The 23,669-nt window shown below is 39.2% G+C and carries 20 protein-coding genes; 7 read left to right on the plus strand and 13 right to left on the minus strand.

Features of this window, described 5'->3' with window-relative positions:
- Nucleotides 1–2: 2 nt before the first annotated feature.
- From EOK74_RS14520 to EOK74_RS14540, 5 genes are all read right to left on the minus strand, one after another.
- Nucleotides 3–2,279 carry an MMPL family transporter gene (locus EOK74_RS14520; RefSeq protein ID WP_133470748.1) on the minus strand — a complete coding sequence of 759 codons (2,277 nt, stop codon included), beginning with the start codon at nucleotides 2,277–2,279 and terminating at the stop codon, nucleotides 3–5.
- Nucleotides 2,280–2,283: 4 nt separating this feature from the next.
- The gene (locus tag EOK74_RS14525) at nucleotides 2,284–2,829 is read right to left on the minus strand and encodes an outer membrane lipoprotein carrier protein LolA (RefSeq protein WP_133470749.1); all 546 of its coding nucleotides are present in this window, start codon (nucleotides 2,827–2,829) and stop codon (nucleotides 2,284–2,286) included.
- Nucleotides 2,830–2,857: 28 nt separating this feature from the next.
- On the minus strand, nucleotides 2,858–3,403 hold the full coding sequence (locus EOK74_RS14530) for a COG4648 family protein (RefSeq protein ID WP_133470750.1): 546 nt from the start codon (nucleotides 3,401–3,403) through the stop codon (nucleotides 2,858–2,860).
- A 70-nt stretch (nucleotides 3,404–3,473) separates the two neighbouring features.
- Complete coding sequence (locus EOK74_RS14535; RefSeq protein ID WP_133470751.1) at nucleotides 3,474–4,271, minus strand: lysophospholipid acyltransferase family protein; 798 nt, start codon at nucleotides 4,269–4,271, stop codon at nucleotides 3,474–3,476.
- A 31-nt stretch (nucleotides 4,272–4,302) separates the two neighbouring features.
- Nucleotides 4,303–6,321, minus strand: a complete 2,019-nt coding sequence (locus tag EOK74_RS14540; RefSeq protein ID WP_133470752.1) for an oxidoreductase — start codon at nucleotides 6,319–6,321, stop codon at nucleotides 4,303–4,305.
- A 76-nt stretch (nucleotides 6,322–6,397) separates the two neighbouring features.
- Here EOK74_RS14540 and EOK74_RS14545 point away from each other — a divergent pair, with 76 nt between their 5' ends.
- The 5 genes from EOK74_RS14545 (at nucleotide 6,398) to EOK74_RS14565 (ending at nucleotide 9,196) form a co-directional block, all read left to right on the plus strand.
- Nucleotides 6,398–7,087, plus strand: coding sequence for a 4'-phosphopantetheinyl transferase family protein (locus tag EOK74_RS14545; RefSeq protein ID WP_133470753.1), 690 nt, complete (start codon nucleotides 6,398–6,400; stop codon nucleotides 7,085–7,087).
- A 62-nt stretch (nucleotides 7,088–7,149) separates the two neighbouring features.
- Nucleotides 7,150–7,878, plus strand: coding sequence for a beta-ketoacyl synthase chain length factor (locus EOK74_RS14550; RefSeq protein WP_133470754.1), 729 nt, complete (start codon nucleotides 7,150–7,152; stop codon nucleotides 7,876–7,878).
- 118 nt (nucleotides 7,879–7,996) lie between these two features.
- Nucleotides 7,997–8,254 (plus strand): phosphopantetheine-binding protein, encoded by a 258-nt coding sequence (locus EOK74_RS14555; protein WP_133470755.1) that lies wholly within the window; start codon nucleotides 7,997–7,999, stop codon nucleotides 8,252–8,254.
- A 13-nt stretch (nucleotides 8,255–8,267) separates the two neighbouring features.
- On the plus strand, nucleotides 8,268–8,513 hold the full coding sequence (locus tag EOK74_RS14560) for an acyl carrier protein (protein WP_133470756.1): 246 nt from the start codon (nucleotides 8,268–8,270) through the stop codon (nucleotides 8,511–8,513).
- 26 nt (nucleotides 8,514–8,539) lie between these two features.
- A complete protein-coding gene (locus EOK74_RS14565; protein WP_133470757.1) occupies nucleotides 8,540–9,196 on the plus strand; it encodes a DsbA family oxidoreductase in 657 nt (218 codons plus the stop codon).
- A gap of 82 nt (nucleotides 9,197–9,278) precedes the next feature.
- On the opposite strand, the gene EOK74_RS14570 is transcribed toward EOK74_RS14565, so the two are convergent.
- Together EOK74_RS14570 and gltB are read right to left on the minus strand one after the other, a co-directional pair.
- Nucleotides 9,279–10,694 carry an FAD-dependent oxidoreductase gene (locus tag EOK74_RS14570; RefSeq protein WP_133470758.1) on the minus strand — a complete coding sequence of 472 codons (1,416 nt, stop codon included), beginning with the start codon at nucleotides 10,692–10,694 and terminating at the stop codon, nucleotides 9,279–9,281.
- A 10-nt stretch (nucleotides 10,695–10,704) separates the two neighbouring features.
- Nucleotides 10,705–15,171, minus strand: a complete 4,467-nt coding sequence (gene gltB, locus EOK74_RS14575) for a glutamate synthase large subunit (RefSeq protein WP_133470759.1) — start codon at nucleotides 15,169–15,171, stop codon at nucleotides 10,705–10,707.
- A 547-nt stretch (nucleotides 15,172–15,718) separates the two neighbouring features.
- Between gltB and arcB the strand changes: the two genes are divergently transcribed.
- Entirely contained in the window at nucleotides 15,719–18,064 is a 2,346-nt protein-coding gene (arcB, locus tag EOK74_RS14580) for an aerobic respiration two-component sensor histidine kinase ArcB (RefSeq protein WP_133470760.1), read from the plus strand.
- Nucleotides 18,065–18,157: 93 nt separating this feature from the next.
- Here the strand turns inward: arcB and EOK74_RS14585 are convergent, their stop codons facing one another.
- Both EOK74_RS14585 and mgtE read right to left on the minus strand, forming a co-directional pair.
- Nucleotides 18,158–19,018, minus strand: a complete 861-nt coding sequence (locus EOK74_RS14585) for a DMT family transporter (RefSeq protein WP_133470761.1) — start codon at nucleotides 19,016–19,018, stop codon at nucleotides 18,158–18,160.
- Between the two features lie 6 nt (nucleotides 19,019–19,024).
- Entirely contained in the window at nucleotides 19,025–20,380 is a 1,356-nt protein-coding gene (gene mgtE, locus EOK74_RS14590) for a magnesium transporter (protein ID WP_133470762.1), read from the minus strand.
- A 271-nt stretch (nucleotides 20,381–20,651) separates the two neighbouring features.
- On the opposite strand from mgtE, the gene EOK74_RS14595 reads away from it, so the two are divergent.
- On the plus strand, nucleotides 20,652–21,488 hold the full coding sequence (locus tag EOK74_RS14595) for an alpha/beta hydrolase (RefSeq protein ID WP_133470763.1): 837 nt from the start codon (nucleotides 20,652–20,654) through the stop codon (nucleotides 21,486–21,488).
- Nucleotides 21,489–21,490: 2 nt separating this feature from the next.
- On the opposite strand, the gene EOK74_RS14600 is transcribed toward EOK74_RS14595, so the two are convergent.
- From EOK74_RS14600 to EOK74_RS14615, 4 genes are all read right to left on the minus strand, one after another.
- A complete protein-coding gene (locus EOK74_RS14600; protein ID WP_133470764.1) occupies nucleotides 21,491–22,528 on the minus strand; it encodes a mechanosensitive ion channel family protein in 1,038 nt (345 codons plus the stop codon).
- Nucleotides 22,529–22,602: 74 nt separating this feature from the next.
- Nucleotides 22,603–23,073 carry a GNAT family N-acetyltransferase gene (locus tag EOK74_RS14605; protein WP_133470765.1) on the minus strand — a complete coding sequence of 157 codons (471 nt, stop codon included), beginning with the start codon at nucleotides 23,071–23,073 and terminating at the stop codon, nucleotides 22,603–22,605.
- Nucleotides 23,074–23,123: 50 nt separating this feature from the next.
- Entirely contained in the window at nucleotides 23,124–23,339 is a 216-nt protein-coding gene (locus EOK74_RS14610) for a TIGR02450 family Trp-rich protein (protein WP_133470766.1), read from the minus strand.
- A gap of 51 nt (nucleotides 23,340–23,390) precedes the next feature.
- On the minus strand, nucleotides 23,391–23,666 hold the full coding sequence (locus EOK74_RS14615; RefSeq protein ID WP_133470767.1) for an HPr family phosphocarrier protein: 276 nt from the start codon (nucleotides 23,664–23,666) through the stop codon (nucleotides 23,391–23,393).
- Between the last annotated feature and the right edge of the window lie 3 nt (nucleotides 23,667–23,669).

The raw sequence follows: 23,669 nt of genomic DNA on the forward strand, positions 1-23,669 counted from the left end.
TATTATTGGTTCCGCTTTAAGATTGTCGTTGGCAGGGTGAAGCACAAAGACCACGCTATGATTACCCCTATTAATATAGTTAATCCAAATTGTAAAATCGCGGGGGTACTACTAAATACAAACATGCCAAAGGCAATGCCCGATGTGGCGGCTGATAGGCTTATGGCTTTTATTACATGCTGTTGTTTGCCGTGTTCAATTAAAAACACCACATAATCCACAGCTAAGGCGATGATCAGAATACAAGCTAACAAGTTAAACAAGGTCACATAACCTAAGAGTAAGTGACTCAAAGCTAAAGAGCTCAGTGCTGTGACTATGGGTATGACAGCAAGTTTTAAACCTTGTAAATAACCATATCTTAAGGTCATTAATAATAATAAAGCACCGGCGGCTAGCATCAAAAACAACAGTAAATACTCTCGCAATTTTGCAAGAGCTTCTGAGTATTTTGTTGGTTGGTCAAAGTAATGTACTGGAAAGTCTAATTGCTGTTGCAGAGTTTGTAAAAATTTTGGGTCTATTGGCCCCATGTAACTTAATATGCCTACTTGGTTACCTTCTTTAGCCGTTATTGCTGGGTAGAGTTTAAGTATTGCTTGAGGTAGCTGCTCTATCGTCATGAAACTGTCTGATGAGGCATTGAGGTTTGATACAGACTCAGTCGTCATAAAGTCAGTGATAGGCGTTAATTTTCCTTGTGCTAAACCAAGTTGTAACCACTTAATATTGGCTTGTTGGGTGTTAATTGAAGGCACCCATTGGTCAATACCGAGTAATTCAAATCCCTCATCATTTATCTTATTAATAGCCAGTCTAATTTGCTCAAAGTGCTGCAATATTTGTTGCTGGTTGTCGCCCTTGGTATAAATGAACCTTGGGTATTGTTGATTACCTATAATCTGGCTTACCCGTTTCTCATTGTTAACTAGGTGAGCTGGGCTGCTGTTGAATGCGTTAATGTTATCTTGAAAAAACCAGGTAGGAGCGGCAGCTAAGCAACATAAAATTAGCCCTGCTAATATAACTTTGAAGCCTTGTGGTTGAAACTCTAGTTCATGGATTGGGGGATGAGTTTCAGGCTTACTTTGCCAAGGCCAATGTACTATCAAGGTTAAAGCTGTAATTATGGTGAAGGCTAAGCCTGCAACAATAAAAACAGCGACTTGTTGTAATAAAGGAATGGGTAGCAAAAGTAATAGCAAATAGCTGATAATAGTCGTTCCACCACTGACGAAAATAGCGGGTGCAATATACCCTCTTAACTGTTTATTTCTAAACCCTGTATATTTAGCTGTTAATAGTGTGTGATACCCATAGTCGACAGCGACACCAATCAAGCTTACTGCAAAAACTAACGATAAAATATGGATATTGTCGAATACTAAAGTAAGCGCCAACATACCTGATAGCGATGCACTACCTAGCAATAAGCTTATACAAATTAAAGGTTGGATACTTCTAAAGCTAACAAGGGTTAGTAGTAATACACCTACTATTGATATCCCGCCGAATAGTTGGGTTTCAAAGCTTGCTTGAGATGTTATCGCTGCTGAGTGAAACATTAAACCGCTAGATAGAATCTCCATGTTTGGTGTTTGGTAATGAGCCACTAACTTGTCTAGTTGCGCTATGGTAGCTACCACTGTATCTAATTGAATCGCTGCTTGGTTAAAGTTTAAAAATAATGGGTAATACCTTTTATTTTCATGCTCTATATAGGTAAACCCTTGATCTTGTTGCCACCGATTAATAGAGGATTTATCTGCAAACCAATCTGCAACATTAAGAAGAGGCGCTTTATTAATTGTTAATGATACTAGCGGGTTTGAAGGGGCACTCATTAGACCCATGTAATTGTCTACTATGTGGGAATAATCGTTGTTATTCTTGGCTTTAGTGGCAGCTTGGCTCAAAAAAGCTAAAGGGTAACTGGAATAAATATTGGCTAACTCATTCACATCAAAGTCTTTGCTAGGTTCAGAGCTAGCTGTTTGAACTAGCCCTGTAGCTAATAGCTGTTCTGCAATTTTTGTTAAAGTTGTTTTAGACTCTTGATGTTCTTGGTGCTGAATAAGCAATAATCCCTTGGTTTTAAAAGGCTCTGCAGCGGCTTTAGTGAGGTCATTCATTTCATCACCTAGGTCTAATACATTGAGTATATTGGCGTCAAAAGTAATGCCTCCAGAAGCTGATTTATAAACCAATGCGCTGGCCATTAGGCTAGTTAGTATTACCCAGAGGGTGATGATTAAGCGATTATTTGAAAACGCTATCACTGGGTTATTGACCTTTTTCTTTGGGGTGAGTGTTTGCCTCTAAGTATATATTAGTTACGTTTCCATTAGATTCATGCAGGATTATCTGTTGCAAAGCTTGTTCGGTGATTACTAAATCTAAGGTCTGCATAACACTGGATACTTTGGGAGCAATAGGATCTAGGGTTAACCCTTTACTATTTTCCGAAATTTTAAAATATTGAGTTAACTTTTGAGGATCTCCACTAAAAACTGGTAGTAACATGGCGCTAAAATTGGCATCAGTCGTAAGCATTTTAAAACTACCGTCCGCTTGCTTTTCTGAAACACCATCTTGGTTGATAAGTAGAAAATTGTTGACCGGTTTAAGGGTATTCCATACTAAGCCTGTTTCAGGTGAGTAATGGTATTTACCTTGGGTAACAAAAGGTCGACTTAAAGCTGCTAAGTGTTTTTCTTGGATAAAATTACCCTGAATGTGCTTTTGGTTGGCCCAAGGAAGTTCAAAGCCATGCAATATCGGGCAATGTAAGGTAAATAAAAAAAGTAATGGTGAGAAAAAATGCCGCATTTATATTCCCTTTTCAAGCCTAGAAACTTTAGTGCTTATGTTTTACGGTTTGTCTAATTAACCACTCTGATGCGCCTAGTATGCCCATCAAAATATAAGATATGATGCCATTGTATAGAGTCCAAATTTCAATGTCGCTATACAAAGCTGTGTAAAACGAAATACATGCATTCAGTATGAAAAAAACGCACCATACCTTGGTAAAAAAGCGGGTATAGCTAACGCCATAGTCTGAAAGATTTTTCTTTTTAATGCGTGCAAAACGTTCAATTACAGTGGGGGGATAAATTAAAGAATAGGTAAATATTGAGAAAAACATTAAGCTCATGGCGACGGGGTAAAATTTAATACCGTAGTCAGAATTAGAAATCAATGAAAACAATAATAATGTCAGTACTCCACCAAATACCAGCTTGAAATGCTTATGTTTACGGGAGCTAGATTTATCTAATACAAATCGTAGAGTTAACAATAAAATGAGTAAAGCCGAGACAATACTAGGGTTACAGTATTTAAGGCCAAAATAAGCAATTATTGGATACAGTACAGCCAGAACAGTTAATAGAATAGGCAATTTATGAACTCGCTGAGTCTAGTTGAAAAGCTAGCATTTTAATCTAGGACTAGTATCGAATAAGTGTGTCTTAAGATTCATGTTGCTCATAAACTTTATTAAACTGTGCAAAGTCTTCTCTGTAAGTTTGCTGGATATCTCTAGTTAATTGACGTACCGACTTACTGATAGTTTCAGCTGGGTAATTACTGGTATCTACTTCGTCTAAAATCACTAATTTCATATGAATCTTTCTATCTGGGACTTTGTACCAAGGCAAGCCTTTTGTAAGTGCTGGTGGTGTTACTTCTATTAACACTCGCTGAAAATTTTTCTCACAACGCAATGCGATATTGGCTGCACCTCTTTTAAAATCAAAATCTGCACCGGGCAAGGTTCGGGTTCCTTCAGGGAATATAATCAGGTTACAGCCTTTTTCCAATGAGGTTTTACAATCTGTTATCAAATCTTCTGGATCGGCATTGCTGATGTAACCTGTATTTTTGATGATTCCTCTAGTAAAAACATTCTGTAAAAGTGTCTGTTTAACTATGCAGTCGGCGTTTTTGACTATGGATATCAATACCACCACGTCGATAAGAGAAGGGTGATTGGCAATAATTATTTTTCCTTTGACCCTTTTTAAGGCTTCTACCCCCTTAGTGTCGACTTTTGTAACCCCCACCACATACATTAGCCAGACAAAACTTTTAAAAGTTAGATGTACCGCATAGCGGCAGGCTTGTTTGCGTTTTTCTTCATTATTTTTATATCGGATCCTATAAAAAGGTAACCATAATGTAGCAATGATTATGCCCCCAATACCAAAAACAGCGAAGCAAAAGCCAGTGCCAAATAATCGCCAAATTTTACTTAAAAATATAATCACAATATCTATTACTTACTCTTTTGGACCTTTGCTATATGGATGAAGCCAGCTCTGCTGCTTGGCGTATTGCTAACATTGCGTCCAAATTTTTAACTTGTTTGGCGCCACCAATATGGTGATAAGGTATAGTTAAATTCTGATAATCAACGCTGGTGTCACTCTTTTGCCCAGCGCAAATAATAACGGTATCTGCTTCAAGAACAAACTCTTTACCTCTGCTCTCCAAAGCTAAGCCCTTAGCACTAACCTCACGGTAGTGTATTTTTGTTAGAGTCTTAATGTTTTTTCGCTTAAATTCTTCTCTGTGTATCCAAACCGTAGTTTGCCCAAGGCCTGTACCTGGCTTACGAACGGATCTTTGCAACATGGTAATATTGGATGTTAGTTGAGGTACTGCTGGTATGTCTTTTTTCCCGCCCCTAATTTGATTACTTAAGTCAATTCCCCAATGTTTTGCAAAAATGTCACTTTGTTCATTTAAAGACAAATGCTCGATTTCTGGTGTAGTGAGCTTAGTGACTACGTCAAAGGCAATTCCCCCCGAGCCTACAATTGCAATCTTAGTTCCCAATGCTTGTGGCTGCTCGATTATATCAATGTAACTTAAGACATTCGCATCTTCAGAAATAGGTATATCCAATTTTTGAGCTTGAGTGCCGGTTGCAATAACTACCTCATCAAAGCTATTTAATTCTGCGGTATTTACAAGGGTGTTTAGTTTCAGTTCAACCTTATTTTTATTAATGGAGACCTTTAAATAACGAAGAAACTCTTTAAATTCAGCCTTACCCGGAATGTTTGCCGCTAAATTTAATTGGCCACCTAGTTTTTCTGATGCCTCGAAAAGTGTCACTTTATGGCCTCGTTGCGAGGCATAAATAGAGAACATGGCGCCTGCTGGGCCAGCACCCACAACAGCGATATGTTTTGATATTACCGTTGGGGGAAATGTCAGAGTGGTTTCAAATGCAGCTCTTGGATTCACTAAACAACTGGCAACTTTTCCTTTAAAGATGGGGTCAAGGCAGGCTTGATTACAAGCAATACAGGTGTTGATTGTATGTGCCTCATCATTTTTTGCCTTTTCTACAAAATGACTATCGGCTAGAAATGGCCTTGCCATAGAAACCATGTCAGCTTCATCATTTTTTAATATCGCTTCCGCTACCTCTGGTGTATTTATGCGGTTACACGCCACGATTGGTATATTAATGTGTTGCTTAACTGCTGCAGTGATGGACCTAAATGCTGCTCTAGGCACAACACTCGCAATAGTTGGGATCCTCGCTTCATGCCAGCCAATACCGCTATTAATTATATTTACGCCTGCTTTTTCAAGGGCAAGAGCAAGCTGTATTACTTCTTCAATGTTATTGCCATCGTTTACTAAATCTAGAATTGAAAGCCTAAAAATAACAATAAAGTTATTACCAAGTCTTTTTCTTATGCGGTGAACTATTTCTAAGGGAAAACGAATTCTATTCTCAAAGCTGCCGCCCCAGCCATCGGTCCGTATATTGGTATGTAAGCATAAAAATTGATTAATCAAATAGCCTTCAGAGCCCATGATTTCTACACCATCGTACCCTGCCAGTTTTGAAAGTTCTGCACAGTTTACAAAGTCTTCAATCTGCTGTTCGATTTCCGTTTCATCTAAGGCGTGAGGAGTAAAAGGGACGATTGGACCTTGCAATGCGCTAGGTGCCACTAGCTTGTTGTGGTAGCCATAACGACCTGCATGTAATATTTGTAAGCATATCTTAGTGGGGTATTGGTGTACTGTATCTACCACTAGTTTATGTTCTGGAATTTGCTTTTTGCTTGCTAAGATAGCTCGTTTAGGCGCTAAAATTCCTGAGCTATTGGGCGATACTCCACCAGTAATGATTAGACCCACGCCGCCAGCGGCTCGCTGCGCATAAAATGCAGCCAGTCGTTTGAAACCATCAGGCTGCTCTTCTAAATTAGTATGCATTGAACCCATAATGATTCTATTGCTAAGAGTCGTAAAACCTAAGCTTAGCGGTGAGAGAATATTGGGATAAGGCATAGAGGGATGATCTAGAGTTGAGACTTTTGTTAGCCTAGTTTAACATGAATTTTTGGTTTTTTAAGTTGCAATCTAAATGAAAGAAGTGGGTAAATTCAATACAATAGATGGCTTTTTAACTGAAAGTACCTATCTATTCTATTGCGATATACAAACATGCACTGTGCAAAATCAAAAAATTTTCTCACGCTTAAACTCTGAAGATTGCGAGCGGTTTGTGAGATTTAAGAAACCTTTGCGCAAGTATCAGTTTGGTATAGCCCGTTGTTTAGTGAAACAGGTGTTGTTTGAGTATTTCCATATTCCCCTAGAGCATCAATATACACTTACGGATTACTGTGAGTGGCGGGTAATAGACACAAACAGAAAGTTTTATATTTCTATAAGCCATAGTAAAAATATAGTGGTGGTGGCTATATCATTACAGAAACAACCTATAGGCGTAGATATTGAGTTTCAAAAAGAGCGAAATTTCCTTGAGTTAATTAATAGTTTGGGATCAGAAAATGAAAGAGTTTTATTCCAAAAAAATCCCGATAAAAAACGAATGTTTTATCAATTATGGACAGCAAAAGAAGCCTATATAAAAGCCTTTCAAATGACCTTAAGTGAGCTGACTAAAGTAGATTTATCGGCGTTAAGTAATAATGAGGATGACCAAGAGTGGCAGATACAGGAGTACACGCTTGAAGAAAATTCATATTTTATGTGTTTGCTCGCTCATAAAGGAATAAGCGTAACGCTTCAAAAGGTTATTCTGAATTGAATGTTTGATCCTATATGTACGAGCTCGTAGAATAGCTGCCCCAAAAACTAGGAGTATTATAAATGGAATTGGCGTTTCAAATTGCCAAGTGCGTTGCTTGGGCCCCCGGGGTAGAAACTGAGCAAGAGTGGTGTTTATGGCAGGCTGAAAAACATGATTTTTCATCCGATATTTCTTTGCCAGCTTTAAAAGCCATCCCAGCCATGCAAAGACGCCGACTAAGCCCTTTTGCAAAGGTTAGTCTACATTGTGCTTTGGAAGCGAGTGACCATCGACAAGGAGATTTACCTTGTGTGTTTTCATCTCGTCATGGAGACTTAAACCGCACTACCAAACTCATTGAAAATGTTGCAGCAAAAGAAGATTTATCTCCTACTCAATTTGGTTTATCTGTGCACAATGCCGTTTCTGGTTTATATAGTATTTACACTAAAAATCAGGCGCCTATTTCAGCTATTGCCTCTGGAAAGACCAGCTTTATGGCTGGTTTAGTGGATAGTGTGGTGAAATTACATGTAAACCAACTAGACCACATTTTATATGTATATACAGATTTAAGCGTACCTGATTGTTATTCGGGTTACCTTGATACTAACGAGTCTATTGGTATTGGTTTATTGATTCAGGCTAGTGCATTTCAAGGTGAAGGGTTTAAGTTAAGCAGTGCAACAACTAATCATGCAGTCTTGATGGGTATACAATCTTTAGACTTTCTTAACTTCTATTATGGTGATGCAATAAGCTGGAATACTCCTGTAAATAAACAGACTTGGACATTAACAAAAAACTAGGGCAAAAACTTTGCCAGTCAAAGCACATCGCCACTTTATGATAAGTTGCTAATGCTAAATTGATTGGTATTATTGGCCTCATTAAAGTTATTCGAATGAAGTTATAAAAGGAAGTGAAATGAGTGATCTTATCCTTGAGATAAAAAACCTGATCATTGATGCGTTAGATTTGGAAGATGTCACCCCTGATGATATTGAAGATGAGGCACCATTATTTGTAGATGGCCTAGGCCTTGATTCTATAGATGCGTTAGAGCTAGGTGTTGCCATTAAAAAAGCCTATAAGGTAAAAATTGATGGTAATACTGAAGAGAGTAAAAAGTACTTCTATTCAGTTAAAAGTTTACACGACTTTGTTTTAAAAGCTCAAAACTAGGATAGAAATACTCATGAATTCAGAACAAATATTATCAATGGTGAAAACCATTTTAGTTGAAGAGTTTGAGATTGAAGAATCCGATATAGTGCCTGAAGCTAATATATACCAAGATTTAGATATCGATAGCATAGATGTAGTGGATTTAGTGGTTCGGCTTAGAACTGAAACCGGCAAAGTTATTGAGCCAGAAAATTTTAAGCAGGTTCGTACTATTGGTGATTTAACCAGTGCTTTAAGCACTATGATGAATGATTAACGAATTGGTTTTAGCCTAAGATATCTATGAATAAGACCCTAACACTGGACATTGTCTCTGATGTGTCATGCCCTTGGTGCATAATTGGCTACAAAGCTCTAGAACAGGCCCTAACTAACCTTTCTTCAGAAATTGATGCCACTATTACTTGGCAGCCTTTTGAATTAAACCCTCACATGGCCCCTGAAGGACAGGAAATAACAGAGCACATCACTCAAAAATATGGCATTAGTGTTGAGCAAGCGGCTGAAAATCGTGAAGCTATTGTGCAGCGTGGCTTATCCGTTGGATACGAGTTTGGTGAACGCCGCGGTGGAGGCATGATTTATAATACATTTGATGCCCACCGTTTACTGCATTGGGCAGAAGAGCTTGGGCGAGAGAAACAAATGGAATTAAAATTAGCCCTGTTTGATTTGTATTTTAAAGAAAACGGTAACCCAAGTGACTTTGAGCAATTATTAATTGTGGTTGATAAAGTGGGGTTAGATGTTGCAGAAGCCAAAGCTATTTTACACTCAGATAAATTTATGGCAGAAGTGCGAAAGCAACAACAGCATTATCAGGCAGCGGGCATCAGTTCAGTCCCCGCGGTGATTGTGAATAATAAACATCTCATCAGTGGTGGACAACCAGTTGAAATATTCGAAAAGGCTTTAAAGCAAATAGCAGACGAAGAATAGTTCTTTATCCTTATGCATAAACTAAAAAAGGATGTAAGCCAAAACTTACATCCTTTTTTGTTAACCGCTATATAGCTATTAGTTACACACCTAAATAATCCATAATGCCTTCGGCAGCTACACGGCCTTCGTCAATGGCCGTTACCACTAAGTCTGATCCACGTACCATATCTCCACCTGAGAAAATCTTAGGGTTTGATGTCTGAAAAGCATACTTGCCATTTCTTGGAGCCCGTACACGACCTTTTTCATCCAATACAATCCCAAAGTCAGCAAACCAATTTGCTGGGCTAGGTTGAAAGCCAAAAGCTATAATAACGGCGTCGGCTTCTAGTAGATGTTCAGAACCTTCGATAACAACAGGACGGCGACGGCCTTCAGCGTCGGGCTGACCCATTTCGGTTTTCACCATAGTCACACCTATGGTTTTACCATTTTCATCAACTGCTATATCTAATGGCATTAAGTTAAACTCAAATTCTACGCCTTCTTCTCTTGCATTAACTACTTCACGGCGTGAGCCAGGCATACTGGCTTCATCACGACGATAAGCACAGGTTACTTTAGTCGCGCCTTGACGGATTGAAGTACGAACACAATCCATAGTGGTATCACCACCACCTAACACAACGACTTTTTTATCTTTCATGTCTACAAAGTCGCTTGGATCTTTTTCAAGGCCAATATGACGGTTAATATTAGCAATCAAGAAAGGAAGTGCTTCGTAAACACCCGGTGCTTTTTCGTTATCAAAACCACCTTGCATAGGCTTATATGTGCCCATTCCTAGGAAAACTGCATCATACTCATCTAGTAGTTTTTGGAATGGAATGTCTTTACCTACCTCGGTATTTAAAACAAACTCTATACCCATCTCAGTGAAAATTTCGTGACGTAAATCGAGCACTTCTTTTTCTAACTTGAAAGCTGGAATACCAAACGTTAATAAGCCACCAATTTTTTCGTATTTGTCAAAAACAACAGGTTTAACACCATTACGGATCAGAATATCAGCACAGCCAAGACCAGCAGGGCCTGCGCCTACAATAGCAACCTTTTTATCTGTTGCTACAACGCCAGACATGTCAGGTCTCCAACCTTGTTTAAAGGCTGTGTCCGTAATGTACTTTTCGATACTACCTATAGTCACCGCCCCAAAATCTTCGTTCAGGGTACACGCCCCTTCACACAACCGGTCCTGAGGACAAACTCGACCACAAACCTCTGGAAGGGTATTGGTTTTGCTAGAAAGCTCAGCCGCTTCAAATATACGCCCTTCGTTGGCTAGGCTTAGCCACTGAGGTATATAATTGTGTACCGGACATTTCCATTCACAATAAGGGTTTCCACAATCAAGACAACGGTCAGCCTGACCCGCTACTTGCGTATCACTCATTGGTTGATAAATTTCAGCAAATTCTTCACGCCTGATGTGAGAGGGCTTTTTAGGTGGATCGATACGCTCTACATCAACAAATTGGTATACATTCTTCGACATGTGATACCCCTTATTGCACTTGAACACGAAGTTCGGCAGTTGACCGACTTATGTGTCCGAGTAAGTTCTTAACATCACTGGTTTTCGGTTTAACCAGTCTGAATTTAGGTAAATAACTTGCAAAATTACTTAGGATATTATGAGCATGTTGACTGCCCGTCGCTTCGTAATGCTTGTTAATTAAACCGCGTAAATGCTCGGTTAGAATGGCTCTATCTACAATAGATAGCATCTCAACTAATTCACCATTTACACGTTGCTCAATATCGTCTTGTTCATCCAGTATATAAGCAAAACCGCCGGTCATACCCGCACCAAAGTTAACACCTGTACGGCCAAGTACTGCAACTATTCCGCCTGTCATGTATTCACAGCCATTATCGCCAATACCTTCAACAACCGCTATGGCTCCTGAGTTTCGAACTGCAAAACGTTCACCTGCTAAACCTGCGGCATATAACTTACCGCCTGTCGCACCATATAAACATGTGTTACCTGCAATCACACTTTCGTTAGACTTGAAAGTTGAGCTTGTCGGTGGGTGAATGATTAACTTACCTCCGGCCATACCTTTACCAACATAATCGTTAGCATCGCCAGCAATTTTCATCACTAAGCCGCCTGCATTCCACACACCAAAACTTTGGCCAGCGGTACCAGTGAAATTTAATTTGATAGGGTACTCATCCATGCCTTTGTTACCATGATGCTGAGCAATCAGACCAGACAATATAGCACCCACTGAACGGTCAGTATTACGAATATCGTAATTGAAGGTGCCGCCTTTTTTACTTTCAACTGCTTGACGTACATCATTTAGCAGTTGTTGGTTTAGGTCACCTTTATCAATTGGGTCGTTAGTCGCTTGGTTACAGAACAATTTAGTGTGATCGCCTGCTTCTGGCTTCGTCAAAATAGGGCTTAAATCTAATTTACTCTGTTTTGCAGTGACACCATCTAACATTTCTAGCAGGTCGGTACGTCCAATTAACTCATCTAATTTACGAACACCCATAGATGCCATGATTTCACGTACTTCTTGGGCTACAAACTTAAAGTAGTTCATTACCATTTCTGGCAAACCTATAAAGTAGTTATCACGTAGGTTTTCGTCTTGAGTTGCCACACCTGTCGCACAGTTGTTCAAGTGACAAATACGTAAATATTTACAACCTAAAGCAACCATGGGGCCTGTTCCGAATCCGAAGCTTTCAGCCCCTAAAATTGCGCCTTTTATAATATCTAAGCCTGTTTTTAAACCACCATCTGTTTGAACTCGTACTTTATGGCGAAGACCGTTACTGACTAAGGCTTGTTGAGTTTCAGCCAAGCCTAATTCCCAAGGGCTACCTGCATATTTAACCGAAGTTAACGGGCTTGCACCTGTTCCGCCGTCGTATCCAGAAATGGTAATTAGGTCAGCATAAGCCTTAGCAACACCACAAGCGATAGTTCCTACACCAGGTTCTGATACTAATTTCACAGAAATAAGTGCTGTTGGATTCACTTGTTTCAGGTCAAAAATTAACTGAGCCAAATCTTCGATAGAATAAATATCATGATGAGGTGGTGGAGAAATCAAGGTTACACCTGGAACTGAGTGGCGCAATTCAGCTATATACTGGTTGACTTTATCACCGGGTAATTGACCACCTTCTCCAGGTTTAGCACCTTGAGCAACTTTAATTTGTAGTACTTTTGCATTGACCAAGTAATGAGGCGTCACACCAAAGCGGCCAGATGCAATTTGTTTGATGTTTGAATTACGTTCGTTACCAAAACGTTTTGGATCTTCTCCACCTTCACCTGAGTTAGAGTTACCTCCTAAACGGTTCATGGCTATAGCGAGGGCTTCATGAGCTTCGGGGCTAAGCGCTCCAATTGACATGGCCGCTGTATCAAAACGTGGATATAAGTTTTCAGCTGGTTCAACCTCATCAATTGAAATAGCTTCAGTTGCAGGTGTTAAAGCCAAAAGGTCACGTAAACAAGCGATTGGGCGTTCGTTAACTAATTCACTGTACTTCTGATAGTCCTCATAATTTCCACTGACAACCGCTTTTTGCAGGGTAGTCACCACATCTGGATTATATGAGTGGTATTCACCACCGTGTACATACTTCAATAAACCGCCATGAGAAAGAGGTTTACGTTTAAGCCAAGCTACTCGGTTTAAGTTAATTTGATCTTGTTGGAAATCATCAAACCCCGCACCTTGTATGCGACTAGGGACACCTTTAAAGCAGGTTTCCATTACGGAATCGTTGATACCAATAGCTTCAAATAACTTGGAGCAACGATAACTGGCAATGGTTGAAATCCCCATTTTAGACATGATTTTATACAAGCCTTTATTAATACCTTTACGGTAATTAATAATGGCTTGCATGGGGGGGATATCTAATTGATTAGCTTCACACATTTGTTCAATGGTTTCATATGCAAGGAATGGATAAATAGCCGTTGCACCTAAACCTAATAATACAGCGTAATGATGTGGGTCTCTAACTGATGCGGTTTCAACAACGATGTTAGCATCACAGCGCAGTCCTTTATCAACTAAGCGTTTCTGCACTGCTCCTACAGCCATTGCGGCAGGGATAGGAATGCGGTTTGCTTTAATCGCTCGGTCAGACAAAATAACAAATGCTGCACGCTTGTGTGAAACTAAATGCTCTACTTCATTACATACTCTGCTGATCGCTTTTTTGAGGCCTTCATCTGGGTTGTAATTCAGCTCTACAAATTCAGTGTAGTAATGCTCTGGATCGTACTCACGAAGTTGTTTTAAATCGGTGTAAACCATAACGGGTGAGTCAAACAACACACGATCTGCATAGCCAGATGTTTCTGTAAATACTGACTTTTCACGGCCAATACAGGTAGCCAACGACATAACGTGATTTTCACGCAAAGGATCAATTGGTGGGTTAGTTACCTGTGCAAACTGCTGTCTGAAATAATCATAAATTGTACGGCTTTTACTAGAAAGAACAGCCATAGGTGTGTCATCACCCATAGAGCCTGTCGCTTCTTGACCATCTTTAGCAAGCACTTTGATGACTTGCTCCATCTCCTCAAAGCTAATATTAAATTGCTTGTAATAGGTGTTCATCATTTCATCGTCAAACATTCGTTTGCCGATTTCTGGAGCTTCACATTCTTCTATCGGAGTAAGGCGGCGAATGCTGTGGTCTAGCCATTCTTTATAAGGATGGCGATTTTTTAAATCATCATCAATTTCGTTAGAGCGCCAAATCCTTCCTGACTCGGTGTCTATTGCTAACATTTCACCTGGTGCAACACGGCCTTTTTCAACAACTTCAGATGGCTTGTAATCCCAAATGCCGACTTCTGAAGCAAGTGTAATTAATCCATCTTTAGTAATCACATAACGGGCAGGGCGCAATCCATTACGGTCTAGATTACAAGCTGCATGACGGCCATTAGTCAAAACTATACCGGCTGGACCATCCCAAGGCTCCATGTGCATTGAGTTAAACTCGTAGAAGGCTTTAAGATCTTCATCCATGGTTTTGTTATTTTGATATGCGGGTGGCACAAGTAAACGCATAGCACGGAATAAATCCATACCGCCAGCTAAAAATAGCTCAAGCATATTATCTAATGAAGACGAATCTGAGCCTACCTCATTTACAAAGGGAGCTGCGTCAGCGAGATCTGGAAGTAGTGGTGTTTTAAACTTACCTGTGCGAGCTCTAGCCCAGTCTCTATTGCCACGAATAGTGTTAATTTCACCATTATGAGCTAAGTATCTAAACGGCTGTGCTAATGGCCAGCGAGGTAAAGTGTTGGTAGAAAAACGTTGATGAAATACGCATATGGCAGATTTCATATTCTGGTCAGCTAAGTCTAGATAAAACTTAGGTAAATCGCCGGCCATTACCAAGCCTTTGTAGACGGTAACTAAGCTCGATAGGCTAGCAATATAAAATTCTTCATCTTCGGCTAAGCGCTTTTCAGTGCGGCGGCGAGCCATGAATAATCGACGTTCTAAGTCTTGAGAGCGCCATCCTGGAGGGCCATTCACAAATACTTGTTCAATTTGTGGTACGCAAGAAGCGGCCAAATCACCTAATATCGCTTTGTCGGTTGGGACTACACGCCACCCAACAATGCTTAAGGTTTCTTTTTCTAATTCTTCAGTTAATACGGCACGAGCAGCTTCGGCTAATGTGGTATCTTGATTTAAGAAAATTACACCAACACCGTATTTATGACTTAAATGCCAACCGTTATCTATTGCAACTTGTTGGAAAAAAGCATCGGGTTTTTGCATTAACAGACCGCAGCCATCTCCGGTAATGCCATCGGCAGCGATACCGCCTCGATGTTGCATACGGTCAAGTCCTTCAATCGCAGTACTGACTAATCTATGACTAGGCTCACCTTGAGTGTGGGCAATTAGGCCAAATCCACAATTATCTTTCGAATCATTCGGATGATATAAACTCATAATGTTCACTCCTTCAATATTCGACTGGGCAGAAATTTGTATATTTATACTGCCAATTATAAATGCAAAGCACGAGCAGGATATGAAACGTCCTCATACTTCTAGTGCTTACTTTATGCTGTATTTGTTCTTGGGGATACCAGTCGAGTATCGAATATTTATCTTAAGCAGGAGGTACAAAATACCGAGTATCATTTTATAAATCAATTATCATCTAATCGGGAATTTATTATTTTTGTGAATTTAATGTTCTAAATTCTTTTTAATATATAAAAAACAAAAAGATAGGGTGTTTTTTTGGCTTAGTTATATGCTATATAAAAATGTTCGTTTTTGGGTGTTTTTGTTATCAAATAGCGATGTTTTAGGAATTTAGTTAGTTATATATTATTTATTTTTTAGATATTTATTTAAAAAAAATGAATTTTTAATCAATTTCATTGTCCTTCATCGTTATTTAACGAGCGCGGAATTATGATCCTTTTAACATTCTTGTTAGCATGTCAGGAACACATAAAGAATTATTTCTAATTTGAGACTTCAAAATATGCCAGAATCCACTTCCGTTGAACCTTGGGCAATTCGATTTGCACAACTAATTAGACGTTTTGGAGCTATAAAAGCCGCCACTATATTTGTTATTTTTACATTGCTTTTCAATTTTGCAGGTTCTTATTACATCAGAATATGGATAGGAAATCCTGTCCATGCTGAAGATTTCATTAGTGCGACTTTATTAACTCTGCTGAGTGCCCCATGGGTGCTTTGGTACTTTTTCCAGTTAGTTAAAAAACTAGAGCAATCTAGGGCTAGTTTGGCAGGTGCAGTGGAAGAGCTAGAGCGTTTACGTAAAGATGATGAAATACTCAATCGCACCTTACAAAATAATATTAAGCAACTAAATCATGAAATTGAACAACGCAAACAAGCCCAACTAGAGCGTGAAAGCGTATTTAGTGATTTAGAACGGGAAATTGAAGATAAATCAGATAAAGAGCAACAGGCGTTACGTTTGTCTACTTTGCTACGCTCTATTATCGATGCCTCGCCAGATTTAGTTTATTACCGAAATGAAGAAGGTCGGTTTGCGGGGTGTAACCGTGTCGCTGAGCAAATGACAGGTAAAACTGAACAAGAGTTAATAGGCTTAACCCCCCATGAGGTTTACGACGAAGAGTTAGCCAGGCAAGTTGTAGCAAGTGATCATAAGGTACTTGATAACAACGAAAGTATTACCGAAGAGTTATGGTTACGTTTTGCTGATGGACGTCGTGGCTATTTTGAAATGCGTAAGGTGCCGTTTTACGGAGATGGTAACGTGCGCTTAGGGCTTTTGGCTTTTGGTCGTGATATTACTGAACGTAAAAAAGCTGAGAACCTGGTAGCAAAAGCCAGTAAAGATAAAACCGCCTTCATTGCCACTATCAGTCATGAATTACGTACGCCTTTAAATGGCATAGTTGGTTTAAGTCGAATGTTACGTGATACCAACCTTACCAGTGAGCAATTTGCTTGGGTAAGTACGATTTATGCCAGTGGTATAACTTTAGGTAATATTTTTAACGATATCATTGACTTAGATCGTCTAGACCGGGATAGATTAGAGTTATCTCTAAAAACTGTTTCATTGAACGATTTTACTTCTGAACTTGGCAGTATTATTGAATTATTAGCTGACGATAAAGAACTTACGTTTGTGGCTAAAGTTTACGATCCATTGCCTGCATTGGTCGAAGTAGACGGCACTCGCCTGAGACAAATATTATGGAACCTCTTGTTTAATGCCGTTAAGTTTACTCAAAAAGGTACAGTGTCTTTAGAAGTTAAAGCTGAGCCTATTGATGCTGAAACTAGCAAGGTTACCTTTCATGTTCGCGATACAGGGGTAGGGATCCCTCAGAAAGAATTAGATAAAATCTTTGCTATGTATTACCAAGTTGATTTACCAGAACATCAAAGTGCTACAGGTACAGGAATTGGCTTGGCTATCTGCCAAGAAATGGTGTCACTAATGAATGGTAAAATTAGTGTAAGTAGCGAAATTGGAAAGGGAACGTGTTTCACTGTTGAGTTGCCTCTAGCAATCAGCAAAAAACCTATTCAGGTCGAGTCTTTAAAAGTCACAGGGTTACAAATTCTACTGGTTGAAGATATTGAATTGAATGTCATGGTGGCTAAAGCTCTATTAGAAAAATTAGGCCAATATGTCGATGTTGCCATGACAGGTAAAGAGGCTATCGATAAAGCTAGAAATAAAGAGTATGACCTAATTTTATTAGATATTCAGCTGCCAGATATGAATGGTTTTGAAGTGGCTAATGTACTTCACGAAGAGTCGTTAGTAGAGCAAACTAGTATAGTTGCGTTAACGGCAAATGTGATTAAAACCCGCCAAGAATATTTAGAAAACGGTATGGATGATGTTATCGCTAAGCCTGTTAAAAAGAGCCGTATTATTGAGGTCTTTAATAGCCTTTTCTGTGAACAGCCGATTGAGCCACACCAACCTAGAGAAGAGCCAAAGAGAGAGGAGCTAAATACATTTTTAGACTTAGAGTTATTACAAATGTTAGTGGATACTATAGGTCATGAAATGGTCCGCACCAGTGTGAAAGTCTTCCAAGAAAACATGCCAGAATATATGGATATTTTACAACTTAGCTTGAGTGCCGATGAAAAAGATGAAGTCTGCTCTCAAGCCCATAAAATTAAAGGGGCAGCAGGTTCGGTTGGTTTAGCTAGAGTGCAAAAAATAGCAAACGAAATTCAGCAAGGGGATCATCCTGCATGGTGGCAAAATGTGCACGATTGGGTTGATCAACTTAATCAAGCGGCAGAGCAAGATATGCAAAAGCTAGACAATTGGTTGAGTAAACAAGATATAGATGATTAATTTTGTATGCTTGGAGCAGGAGTGTTTTTAGAAGAGGGCTAATGCCCTCTTTTTTATTGCAATAGTAAAGCTGATCTATGCTAATTAGGTTTACTAACGTTTAGCTTTCGCTAATATCACCAACAAAATACCACCAAGTATAACGGTAGTTGAAATAGCCAAGTGCATATCTATTGGTTCATTCACTAACAGGATACCACCGGCTGCAGCCCAAATTGGTACAGATAATTGACATACGGCAGCAATACTAGGGGCCAAATTGGGTAACACTAGATACCAGATAGCATAACCTACACCTGATGCCAAAGCGCCTGATGCAATTGTATATACCCAGCCCATTGGGGTTATTGATAATCCAGAGTTTACTAAAATAAACGCTAACCCCAATAAACTAATTGGCATAAGGCGTAGAAAATTACTCGCAGTGTCATAAAGAGGCTGCTTTGACTTTGAGCCAACTATGCTATAAAACCCCCATGCGACGCCTGCAATAGCCATTAATATACAGCCTACTAGGCTCGGTTTTTCTAATTCAGGTAGTACAAAATATACAAACCCAGCCACTGACAATAACACCCCAATATGCTCTTGTAAGCCCATGCGAGAGCCATTTAGCCAAGCTTTGAACAACATAGTGAACTGCACACAGGCAAATAGTATTAAAGCCCCTGTAGCTGTGCCTAAGGATACATAGGCGTAAGAAAACCCGGCGGCATAGATAAACAAATACAAAGCTCCAGCGTAACTACCATAGTTAGTCATTTGTGTGAGCTTTATTTTATTTTGAAGGAGAATGATAACTGCCAACACAAGGGAGGCAGAAATTAAACGAATTACTGTAAAATCTAAAGGGGGGACTTGCTCCGAATTAAGAGCAAGGCGGCAAAATACTGAGTTTGCAGCAAACGCGAATAATGCAATTAGCGTAAGTGGTATCGTTTTTGTGGTGTTCATTTATACCTACATTAATAACCAAGTAGCCGTTCCTAGAAAGGCGAAAATACCTACTACATCGGTTATAGTTGTTAGAATTACACTACCGGCTAGGGCAGGATCTATTTTTAATTTTTTCATGATCATGGGTAAAGTCACGCCGGCTAGACCAGCGGCGATCATATTAATCATCATTGCAAAAGCTATGACAGCTCCTAACATGAAATCTTGCTTCCAAATTGCTATGACTGACGCTATGAGTACGGCCCAAATAATGCCATTAAAAAAGCCAATGGCTAATTCTTTGCTAATCAACCATCTTGCATTAGCAGAGCTAACATGGCCCAGCGCCATCCCCCTAATGACTAAGGTTAAGGTCTGATTGCCTGCCACACCGCCCATACTAGGTACGATAGTGTTTAGAATAGCTAGCACAGCTAATTGGCTTAAGGTTGCTTCAAACATATCACTGACTGCAGCAGCCATTAATGCCGTAAATAAATTTACGCCCAACCAAATAGAACGGCGCTGAGTACTTTTTATTACAGGGGCAAAGGTATCTTCTTCATCATCTAAACCTGCCATGCTCATCATAGAATGCTCAGCGTCTTCACGAATGATATCAACCACATCATCTATGGTAATTCGACCTACCAGTTGATTGTTTTTATCCACTACCGGTGCTGACAGCCAATCATAACGTTCAAAAAGGTTAGCGACTTCGCCATCATCCATGTCCACAGGTATGGCTTCGGAATCTTTGATTAAGTCTTCTACGGGTGTATCGGGAGCGGCAGTAATTAGTTTGGTAATGGCAACGCCACCCATTAGTTTATCTTCGCGATTTACCACATATAGGGTATCTGTATGTTCAGGAATATTCCCCTTTAAACGCAAATACCTAAGGACTACATCAACATTTATTTTAGGCCTGAGCGTAATGGTATCTGTATTCATGATAAAGCCAGCAGTATCTTCACCATATGACAAACCTAATTCCGCTCTCTGCCTATCTTGTTCGTCCATGGCGGCTAAAATATCTTGAGATACAGCTTCTGGAAGGCCTCGCAAGGTATCAACAAGATCATCGGTATCCATTTCTTCTAATAGGTCAGATGCCATGTCGGGTTGCATGGTATCTATAATGCCATTACGCACATCTTCGGCTAACTCTTCTAGTACATCACTATGTAAATCTGAGGAGATGAGTTGCCATATGTCTAAGCGGTTTCGACTTGGACTTGATTCCAATAGCAAAGCAATATCACAAGGTTGCAAACGCTGTAATAGTTTTGTGGCTAAATCGTTGTTCCCTTCTTGCAGTGCTTCATTGATTGCATGTCTTTGGCTACGAACGCTTTTGGATTCAAAGGTATCTGGCATAGTTGATTTAAAATTCCCCAATGTAGAAGGTTGAAAGGACAGGCTGAAAATAAAGCGGCTCTGTAATAAATAGTTTAATTGATGAAGGTGTTCTGGTCAGCTGATATTTACGTTCTTTTCAAGTCAATTTGATGAACCTGACTAACTTTAGGTAAGATAAGAAAAACCTTGAGCAAAATAGTCGGGAGGGCGCAGCCTTATCATCACTTCTAATTTAAATTCACTCGCCATTCTTCTTTTTTATGTCTCTTTATTTTTTGTATCAGAAGCCATGGGAGATGAAGCATCGAAAATTAATAAAAGTGTCAATGCTTTTGTTGCCCAGGATCCTGTTTCATTAGCCCAGTGGTATCATTTAGATTCAAACATCTTGGATGAAACACGCGAGATAGGCGTTTATCTTCCTCCTTCTTATAAAGAGCAACCAGATAAAGATTACCCGGTTATATATCTACTAGATGGAGATAAAACCAATTTACTTGGGATGAGTGCAATCGTGGAGTCTTTGAGTACTGATGCACTTGAAAAACAAGTTCCTGAGTTTATTGTTATAGCTATCCCTAATACTCATAGAGCCAGAGACTTAACTCCTACGGCTACGGATTTAATTTTTAAAGGTAAGGTATTAGCTAAAATTGAAGGCAGTGGTGGTGCTGACATTTTCCTAAACTTTTTAGAAACAGAGCTACTTCCAAAGATTGATTACACCTTTCGAACTACTGAGACCAAAGTATTGGTAGGAATGTCTTTTGGCGGTTTATTTGCTGGCCATGTTTTGCTTCATCGCCCTAAATTATTTTCCCATTATCTATTGGCCGACGCTACCTATGTTTGGGATGATAATTACTTGAACCGTATGCTGCATAAGTCTAAAAATCTATCTTCACACAAAGTAAAGGTATTTATGGCTTTAGCAAATAATGACCATATAGGGGCACATGGTGTTGCCAATCTAGCTTGGGGTAATGAGTTTTTTGATAATTTACAATCTCAAAGTAATGACACTTTTAATGTCTCGAAGCGCTATTTCCCAAATGAGCGACATGGTACTGTGATGATGTTGGCTTGGTATCACGGCTTAATAGCTTTATTTAAAAAATCACCTTAATTCTATTTGTCTTCGGGGAGTTCTACTACTTCTTTTAACTCACTGACTTTATGCTTAAGCTGATCAATTTCTGCCTCAATAAGTTTGTGTTTTTCTTTTTCAGCATAAACTAGGCTTTCCTTTAGCTGTTCAATTTTTTGCAGCATATCGAGTTTCTCTACTTCAATCTGCTGGGCTTGTTCAGCCTTATCAAACACCACATCTTCCGCTGTGGATTCACTTTTAACTTTTTTGAATGCTGGAGAGTGGGCTATTACCCTTTTAGCATCAGGACCAGCATGCTGACTAACAAAATTAGGAGACATAATTTCAATGTCGTTATCATGCAAACAATCTAACACATGGCGATGAAAATTTGAGCGTGCGGTTAATAGATTTTTAATTTCGACCAATAAACCACTTACTTTGTAGCTAACTGAAAAGTCACCTAATTGGGTTACATGAACAAATGGATCTTCCAAACCGCATTGCTCAGCTGCTTGCATAAGTAACTCATCGATTCGGCTATGATGTAAATCGTAACCTAATGATAATTCGACCGATATAATAGTTCCAGAGCGGCGAACAACACTCACTGCTTTATTAATCAACATACTATTGGGGATAGACACTAGCTCGCGAGATTCAGTTTGCACCTCACAGTCAAATAAACCTAATTCAGTGACACGACCGAAGGTTTCGTCAATACGAATAAAGTCTCCAGTACGAAAGGGCTGTGTGAAGCGCATTAAAGAGCCAGCTACTAAATTGCCAAAAATAGTAGTTGATGAAAATGCTAATAACCCAGACAAAACCAAACCAATCAAACTTAGGATTTGTAACTCTAAGTTTTCTTTCAAGGGTAATGAGATGACTACACAAATCAAACCCACAAGCATCAATAACAAGAGCACTAGTTGGCGGGTGAAGATGTTTTCATCACCTGTATGTTTGAGCTTATTGAACATGAATTTTTGGCTTAACCAAGTCATACAGCCAAAAAAGCATAGGGTTACCAATACAGGTACCCAATCCATCAATAAATTATCACTCAAATCCATAGTATCTCAGTCTTTCAATAGGAAGTTATTGCTTAAAATGCATCTTATCACCTTGCTATCGTGTATCTAGATAATTACCAATGAATTTGCTCCAGTACCATATATAAACAATCATCCATGGCAGCTTTCTCTGGATATTCGGCTATAGAAAAGCCAAGTTTACTATAAGCATTGATGGCTTTTGTGTTGTCTGAAAAAACAAATAGTGAGCAGGATTCAGTGTTTAAATCAGTCTTACCTAAGGTGATTAATTGCTTTATTAGGTGGGCGGCAATGGCTTTTCCTCGAAATTTTGGGTTAACCACTAACCTTGCTAAGTGGCATTTTCCAAGCTTAAGGTAATATTGCCCAAATGCTAAAAATTCTTGTTCTTTAGACATCAACGCAAATGAATTTAAGGTATTGATATTTAAATCGCGTTTAAAATTAACTAAATTAAATGGGTAACTAAAATTAGGGCCTGCCCATGTCTTTAGTTCATCTTCATCTTTAAACCAAGACATTAATTCAATAGTATTTTCTTCAGAAACATGGGTTAAATACATAATCAGCCAATGGTTAGGTCAACTAAAATTAAGGTAGTTAGGAGTAGTAATTATGATTTCCAACCTTGTAACCAAACTTCTCGGTTTTTAAGCTGAGTCCAATCAATACTTTCAGATCGTTTTGATAAGATTGCTTCGATTAGGCAATGTATGAGGTTGCCATTTTCATCAAACTCTACCTCTGTAATCAAGAAGTGTTTTTCTTTGTTTCTAGGCTTAACTGCAGTCCACTTACTATTGAGCAACTTTCTAGGATTAAGATTCATTACTTTAGATTTCCAATTACCTCTCCAATTAACAGGTGAGAAATTATACGTTTATTCATCTTCATTAAAACAAGTGGCGACTAATACCTCCACAGCATCGAGGGCCTCTTTAGCATCTTTACCTTCGCTCACAAATCTAATTTCTTTACCTTGGTTTCCTTCGAGCATCATTAGGCCTAATACACTATTCGCTGAGGCTGTTTTCTCGCCTAAATGCAGGGTGATTTCTGCATCGAATTTATTGGTAAGTTGCACAAGTTGTGTGGCTGCTCTTGCATGTAATCCCAACTTATTCACTATAAGTAGGTTTTTTTCAAATGTAGGCATAGC

It is taken from the genome of Paraglaciecola marina, assembly GCF_004360155.1.
GTDB classification, from domain to species: domain Bacteria; phylum Pseudomonadota; class Gammaproteobacteria; order Enterobacterales; family Alteromonadaceae; genus Paraglaciecola; species Paraglaciecola marina.

Bases quoted from the DNA above. Each gene is read 5' to 3' on its own strand.
- EOK74_RS14605 (WP_133470765.1), bottom strand. From the start codon at position 23,073: ATGTATTTAACCCATGTTTCTGAAGAAAATACTATTGAATTAATGTCT.
- EOK74_RS14550 (WP_133470754.1), top strand. From the start codon at position 7,150: ATGGAATTGGCGTTTCAAATTGCCAAGTGCGTTGCTTGGGCCCCCGGG.
- mgtE (WP_133470762.1), bottom strand. From the start codon at position 20,380: ATGCCAGATACCTTTGAATCCAAAAGCGTTCGTAGCCAAAGACATGCA.
- EOK74_RS14560 (WP_133470756.1), top strand. From the start codon at position 8,268: ATGAATTCAGAACAAATATTATCAATGGTGAAAACCATTTTAGTTGAA.
- EOK74_RS14600 (WP_133470764.1), bottom strand. From the start codon at position 22,528: ATGGATTTGAGTGATAATTTATTGATGGATTGGGTACCTGTATTGGTA.
- EOK74_RS14585 (WP_133470761.1), bottom strand. From the start codon at position 19,018: ATGAACACCACAAAAACGATACCACTTACGCTAATTGCATTATTCGCG.
- EOK74_RS14545 (WP_133470753.1), top strand. From the start codon at position 6,398: ATGAAAGAAGTGGGTAAATTCAATACAATAGATGGCTTTTTAACTGAA.
- EOK74_RS14565 (WP_133470757.1), top strand. From the start codon at position 8,540: ATGAATAAGACCCTAACACTGGACATTGTCTCTGATGTGTCATGCCCT.
- EOK74_RS14610 (WP_133470766.1), bottom strand. From the start codon at position 23,339: ATGAATCTTAATCCTAGAAAGTTGCTCAATAGTAAGTGGACTGCAGTT.
- EOK74_RS14595 (WP_133470763.1), top strand. From the start codon at position 20,652: ATGGGAGATGAAGCATCGAAAATTAATAAAAGTGTCAATGCTTTTGTT.
- EOK74_RS14540 (WP_133470752.1), bottom strand. From the start codon at position 6,321: ATGCCTTATCCCAATATTCTCTCACCGCTAAGCTTAGGTTTTACGACT.
- EOK74_RS14570 (WP_133470758.1), bottom strand. From the start codon at position 10,694: ATGTCGAAGAATGTATACCAATTTGTTGATGTAGAGCGTATCGATCCA.
- arcB (WP_133470760.1), top strand. From the start codon at position 15,719: ATGCCAGAATCCACTTCCGTTGAACCTTGGGCAATTCGATTTGCACAA.
- EOK74_RS14615 (WP_133470767.1), bottom strand. From the start codon at position 23,666: ATGCCTACATTTGAAAAAAACCTACTTATAGTGAATAAGTTGGGATTA.
- EOK74_RS14525 (WP_133470749.1), bottom strand. From the start codon at position 2,829: ATGCGGCATTTTTTCTCACCATTACTTTTTTTATTTACCTTACATTGC.
- gltB (WP_133470759.1), bottom strand. From the start codon at position 15,171: ATGAGTTTATATCATCCGAATGATTCGAAAGATAATTGTGGATTTGGC.
- EOK74_RS14555 (WP_133470755.1), top strand. From the start codon at position 7,997: ATGAGTGATCTTATCCTTGAGATAAAAAACCTGATCATTGATGCGTTA.